Below are 5,620 nucleotides of genomic sequence, written 5' to 3'. Positions count from 1 at the left end.
GGAAACAACCTTTTATCCATCTAAATACCATATTTATCGCCTCCAATATAATATTGCATCTTTTCCATTATTTGGCAAAACCTTTGTTAACAGTGCCTATATCTCCATCTATATCTTTAATATTAAAAATGCTTGCATAACCCTTTAATTTTCCATTTTCCTGGGTATTTAGTGTATTGTGTGTATTTTTTGTTTCCATATATTTTACTAATGAATTATTGGTTATTAAAATCTGAGCCCAAGTTATATTCTTGGGATAATATGAGAAAGGAAAAAACTACTATCTGGAATGGTGTTAGGAATTATCAAGCGCAGAGATATATGAAGATAATGCAAAAAGGTGATCTGTGCTTTTTTTACCACTCTGGTAGTGAAAGAAGAATAGTTGGCATAGTTTCTGTAACTTCTGAATCATGTTTTAAAGATAAAGATGAGCTTAATTTGGTGAATATTGAAATTTCATTCTACTCTAATATTGAAAAGCCAATAGAGCTTTCTAGGATAAAAAGTATTGAGCCAAATTGCATATTAGCTATACAGCCTAGACTATCCATAGTGCCTTTAAATGTAGATTTATGGAACAAAGTAATGCTCTATTCCAATTCTTGAATATCTGGATATAGATAAAATTTATAACTGGGGAGTATGTGAAGATTTTATATTTGCAAATATCTATACTTATTATAATTTTTGCTTTATAGTTTCAGCATATTCACATATGGATACTCAGAGTTTTATATAGCCTGTAGCTGCGTTTTTTATTTTGGTTTACCTATATCTTATGGAAAAAGAAAGAGTTTTAACCTTGAGGAACCTTAATTTAAAAGTTTTTTCTATTCTGATTTTATACCCCATATTTGTATTTGGATGTGTCTTTTTATACTCTTCATATTATGGGGGCATAGGTTCGTTTGAGATAATAACATCTATTGTAGCTTATTATGTAGCTAATATTTCTGTTGGTGTCGGTCTTCATAGATTATGGTCTCATAATGCTTTTAAGACTAATAAAGTTGTTGAATTCATATTGATGCTTTTTACTTCTGGGACATTTCAGGGGCCGGTATTGGCATGGGCTTCTGATCATAGGTTTCACCACGCTTATACAGATGAGGTAATGGATCCGCACTCACCTAAGAAGTTTAGAGATAACAAATTGCTGGGTTTCTTTTGGTCTCATTTTGGATGGATGCTTTTCAGCGAGCAAAGAAAAAATCTTGATAGATCTACTTTAAAATTACTTGGTTCAAACAAGATGCTTGTTTGGCAATTAAGGAATTATTGGTTCATATCGCTGTTTATGAATCTTGTATTCCCTCCTGTGCTTGGGTTTATGTTGTTTGGTACATTGAAGGCTGCGATTGCTTTTTATGTTTTTGTAGGGTTTGGAAGAGCGATTCAGCAACATGCGACATTTTGTGTTAACTCTGCTTGCCACTTCTTAGGTACAAAGAAATATATAGATGGAACTGCAGGTGATATTTGGTGGTTGGCTTTATTTCTTTTGGGTGAAAATTGGCATAATTTTCATCATGCCTTTCCAAGGGATTATAGAAATGGGCATAAATGGTATCATTTTGATGTGCATAAGTGGATAATATATACGATGAGTAAAATAGGTCTGGCAACTGACCTTGTCGTAACTCCTGAGAGTCGTATACACGTAAAGGCTGAGGAGGTGACTGAATCAGTATATTCTGCCCTTTATAATAAATTGCTTTTACTTAAAGAAGAATCTGAGAAAATAGCGGCATTTGCTAGCAAAAAGATCCAAAACTTTGAAAAAATTGCTTCGGTAGCAATAGAAAGTAGTAAAAAGGAGATCTATCATAGACTTCTTTTGGTGGAAGAGTCTGCGAAGCTTATATCATTAAAGGCTGAAGGAGCTTTTAATGGCTCTATAAAAATCAAGAAGAGGTTTGTGAAAAAATTGTCTGAAGAGCTCAATAAATTGCGTGATAGTCTTAATGCTTATCATTTGAATGAATTGTCTGCAGATTTGTAAATAGTGGATCATTGATGAAATGCCAATGTATATAAGAGACAAAAGGCCTACTTTGTTTGTGGTTTGTATTTTTTGTGGTTAATTGCCAAGGTTATTTTGATAGATATTGAGCATTTAGCATTGAGCATTGAGCATTGTAAAGACATAATTGTTGTATTTATAAAATGGTGTTTTTGCTTGATCTCTATTTATCTTTATCTCTGTTTATCTAGATCTGTTTAATAATTGTTTTATCATTAATAAAAATTAATGATGTCTGTGTTAAGAACGTTGTTGTAATCTTTGAATGAGCTAGTAAAATGCTGTTACAGATTTATGGGGATTTTGCTAAATGAGGTATTTCTTGATTTTTGTAACAACGCTTTTATTGTCCTCGTGCTATGACAAAACGCCTGCTCAAATAGAGAATAGGGCTTCGTATTTTTATGCGAAGGATAAAACTGTGAAGTTTGTAAAGGTATCAAGTGATATTTCGATATCGGAGCTTGCTGTTATTTACGGCGTTAGTCCAGATGAAATTTCAAAGCTTAATATGATATCAAAAAATGCTGTTGTGAAAGCCGGCTATGTGATTGAGATACCAATAAATAATAAGGGGGCTGATGATAATGGAGTGCTTAATTCTGATTTTAAAGTTGAAAATCAGGATAATATAAAGGAGTTTAGTATATCGGACTATCAAAGTAGAGATGAGCACCTTAAGAAAGAGGAAAGTTATTCAACTAATGAAAATTTAAAAAACTTTCAGACATCCTATCCACTAAATAATCCTAAATTTATTTGGCCGGTTTTTGGACGTGTAATATCTAGATACGGTGATACAGGTAATAGCTTTAATGATGGGATAAATATTAAGATTAGTGAAGGTACTAATGTACTAGCTATGACAGATGGTGATGTTATATATGCCGGTATGGAGCCAAAAGTTTATGGAAATTTAATTATATTAAGACATTCAAATTCATTACTTTCTGCATATGGGCATAATAAAGAGCTCTTAGTTTCCTTAGGAGATAAGGTAAAAAAAGGTACAGTAATTGCTATTTCAGGAAAAAGCGGTTACGTTGACTCGCCTCAGGTTTACTTTTCAATTAAGAAGGGGAAAACCACTGTCGATCCTGAGAAAAATATTGATTAGTAGATATGATAAAAAGTCTTTTGGTTGCAAATAGGGGTGAAATCGCCTGTAGAATAATACGTACTGCCCGTAAGATGGGGATAAAAGTAATAGCGGTACATTCTGATGCAGATAAAAATTCCTTGCATGTGAGATTAGCAGATGATGCTATATTCATAGGGCCTGCACCTGCTACACAAAGTTATCTTAATCAAAAAAAGATAATAGATGCTGCAAAAATTTCTGGTGCCGATGCTATCCATCCTGGGTATGGATTCCTTTCTGAAAATTATGAATTTGCTAAATTAGTTGAAAGAAATGGAATTAATTTTATAGGTCCATCCGCAGAAGCAATACGAAAAATGGGTGATAAGATAGAGGCTAAAAAAATAGCTAGGGAAGCGAAAGTTAGTATAGTAGATGGATATATGGGGGATATAAAAACAGAAAAAGATGCCCTCAAGATAGCAAAAAAGTTGGGATATCCAATAATGCTTAAAGCTGTTGCAGGTGGCGGGGGAAAAGGTATGAGGGTTGTGAGGACAGAGGATGAGATGCAGCAGGCATTTAAATCAACAAGAAATGAGGCCCAAAATAATTTCTCAGATGGTAGGACATTTATAGAGAAGTTTATAGAAAGCCCAAGGCATATAGAGATTCAAATATTAGGGGATAAACATGGGAATTATGTATGTCTTGGTGAAAGAGAATGTTCCATACAGAGGCATCACCAAAAAGTTATTGAGGAAGCGCCAAGCGCATTTTTAGATGAAAAAACTAGAAAAAAGATGTATGCGCAATCAATAGCATTAGCCAAAGAAGTTGGATACTTTTCTGCAGGAACTATAGAATACATAGTAGATCAAAAGAAGAATTTCTTTTTTCTTGAGATGAATACAAGGTTACAGGTTGAGCATCCTGTAACAGAGTTAGTTACAGGGCTTGATATAGTTGAGCTTATGATTAGGGTGGCAATGGGTGAGGTACTACCAATTAAACAAAGTGATGTTAATATTAGTGGGTGGGCAATAGAAGGGAGAATTTACGCGGAAGATCCTTCTAGTGGTTTTATTCCATCTACGGGAAGAATAACAACATATTCAGAGCCATCAACCTCTAGTAATATAAGAATAGATTCTGGAGTATATGAAGGAGGTGAGGTTAGTATGTTTTATGATGCAATGATAGCGAAGGTATGTTCATATGCAGAGACTAGAGATAAGGCTATACAAATTCTTAATCAAGCGTTAGATCAGTATATCATTAGGGGTATATCACATAACATTAGTTTCTTACAGGCCATACTCAATTCAGAAAGGTTTCAAAAAGGTGATCTATCTACAAATTTTATAGATGAGGAATATAAAGATGGTTTCGCTGGTAGTGTGTTAAGAAGCGAGGAAAGTAGCGTAATATTGTGCGCAGCTACATTCGTATTTTTAACAGATAAAAAGAGATGTACTACAATTAGCGATCAAATGCGTTCTGCTAATAGATGGATAGGGACTAGGTGGGTTGTGGCGCTAGATGGTGTATATTATCCTGTCACTGTTCGCCCAATAGATGATGGGTATAAGATATCTTTTGAAAATAGAAGGTTTTTTATTACAAGTAGGTGGTTACTTGGTAGTAAATTACTGCAATGTACTATCAATCAACATAAATACTCTCTTCAAATCAATTATCTGAAGGGTTGTACTGAGTTATTGATAGAATTCAGGGGGGTTAAATCAAACGCAACGCTATTTACGCCTCGTGCAGCAGAGTTAAATAAATTCATGAGGGTCTTTGATAGTGATTCAGATATAAAAGATGTAGAATCTTCAATATCTGGAATGGTTGTAGATGTTAAAGTTTCTCCTGGAGATTGTATATCTAAAGGTCAGCCGCTGGTAGTGATTGAGGCAATGAAGATGGAAAATGTGATAACTAGTAAGGTAGAAGGTAAAGTTGCTGCGGTGAATACAAAGGTTGGTGAAGTATGCTCATTAGGCGATATACTAATAACCCTGGAGTAGCCAGATATAGTGTGCAGTATAATTTTAAATGTTGAATAGAGGGTTTTATGATATTGCTACACTCTAGCTATATAGCGGAGTTACTTGAAGAGGATAAAACCATAATAATGTAAAATAATATCGCCTATTAGCTATGCAACTCAGCTTAAATCATTATATACGTACAGTATGTATGGAAGGAATAGCTGATTCTCATTATATATGCGCAAAGAAGGCGGTGCGTGAGTCCTCTTGCACACATTCTTTTTTTATAAAAGATTACAAGCTAGATTTCGTAGCAAAACTCAGTGGTATAGTCATTTAAAATTACATTGATAAAATTGCTAGGTCCATGGCTTGCTCTAAGCTAGTGACATTATGTAGTAATTCTCGTATCTTAACCTTTATATTGGCCCAATACTTCTCTATAGGATTTAATCCTCACTTTTACCCACAAATATAAAATATGAGTTTAAGTTTATTTAAATGTATTTTAAATAA

General features: G+C 33.9%; 5 protein-coding genes. All 5 read left to right on the top strand.

All coding sequences use genetic code 11. The features are described from left to right. Positions 1 to 210: 210 nt before the first annotated feature. Complete coding sequence (locus Cyrtocomes_RS04995) at positions 211 to 609, top strand: EVE domain-containing protein (protein WP_322498096.1); 399 nt, start codon at positions 211 to 213, stop codon at positions 607 to 609. Between the two features lie 172 nt (positions 610 to 781). Further along, the gene (locus Cyrtocomes_RS04990; protein ID WP_322498095.1) at positions 782 to 2,005 is read left to right on the top strand and encodes an acyl-CoA desaturase; all 1,224 of its coding nucleotides are present in this window, start codon (positions 782 to 784) and stop codon (positions 2,003 to 2,005) included. A 331-nt stretch (positions 2,006 to 2,336) separates the two neighbouring features. After that, positions 2,337 to 3,143, top strand: a complete 807-nt coding sequence (locus tag Cyrtocomes_RS04985; RefSeq protein WP_322498094.1) for a murein hydrolase activator EnvC family protein — start codon at positions 2,337 to 2,339, stop codon at positions 3,141 to 3,143. A gap of 5 nt (positions 3,144 to 3,148) precedes the next feature. Beyond that, positions 3,149 to 5,140, top strand: coding sequence for an acetyl/propionyl/methylcrotonyl-CoA carboxylase subunit alpha (locus Cyrtocomes_RS04980; protein ID WP_322498093.1), 1,992 nt, complete (start codon positions 3,149 to 3,151; stop codon positions 5,138 to 5,140). A 172-nt stretch (positions 5,141 to 5,312) separates the two neighbouring features. After that, on the top strand, positions 5,313 to 5,444 hold the full coding sequence (locus Cyrtocomes_RS04975) for a hypothetical protein (protein ID WP_322498092.1): 132 nt from the start codon (positions 5,313 to 5,315) through the stop codon (positions 5,442 to 5,444). The last annotated feature ends 176 nt before the right edge of the window (positions 5,445 to 5,620 follow it).

Origin of the sequence: Candidatus Cyrtobacter comes (genome assembly GCF_034470605.1) — a bacterium.
Lineage (GTDB): Bacteria > Pseudomonadota > Alphaproteobacteria > Rickettsiales > Midichloriaceae > Cyrtobacter > Cyrtobacter comes.
This window is presented reverse-complemented; position numbering and strand designations above follow the sequence as displayed.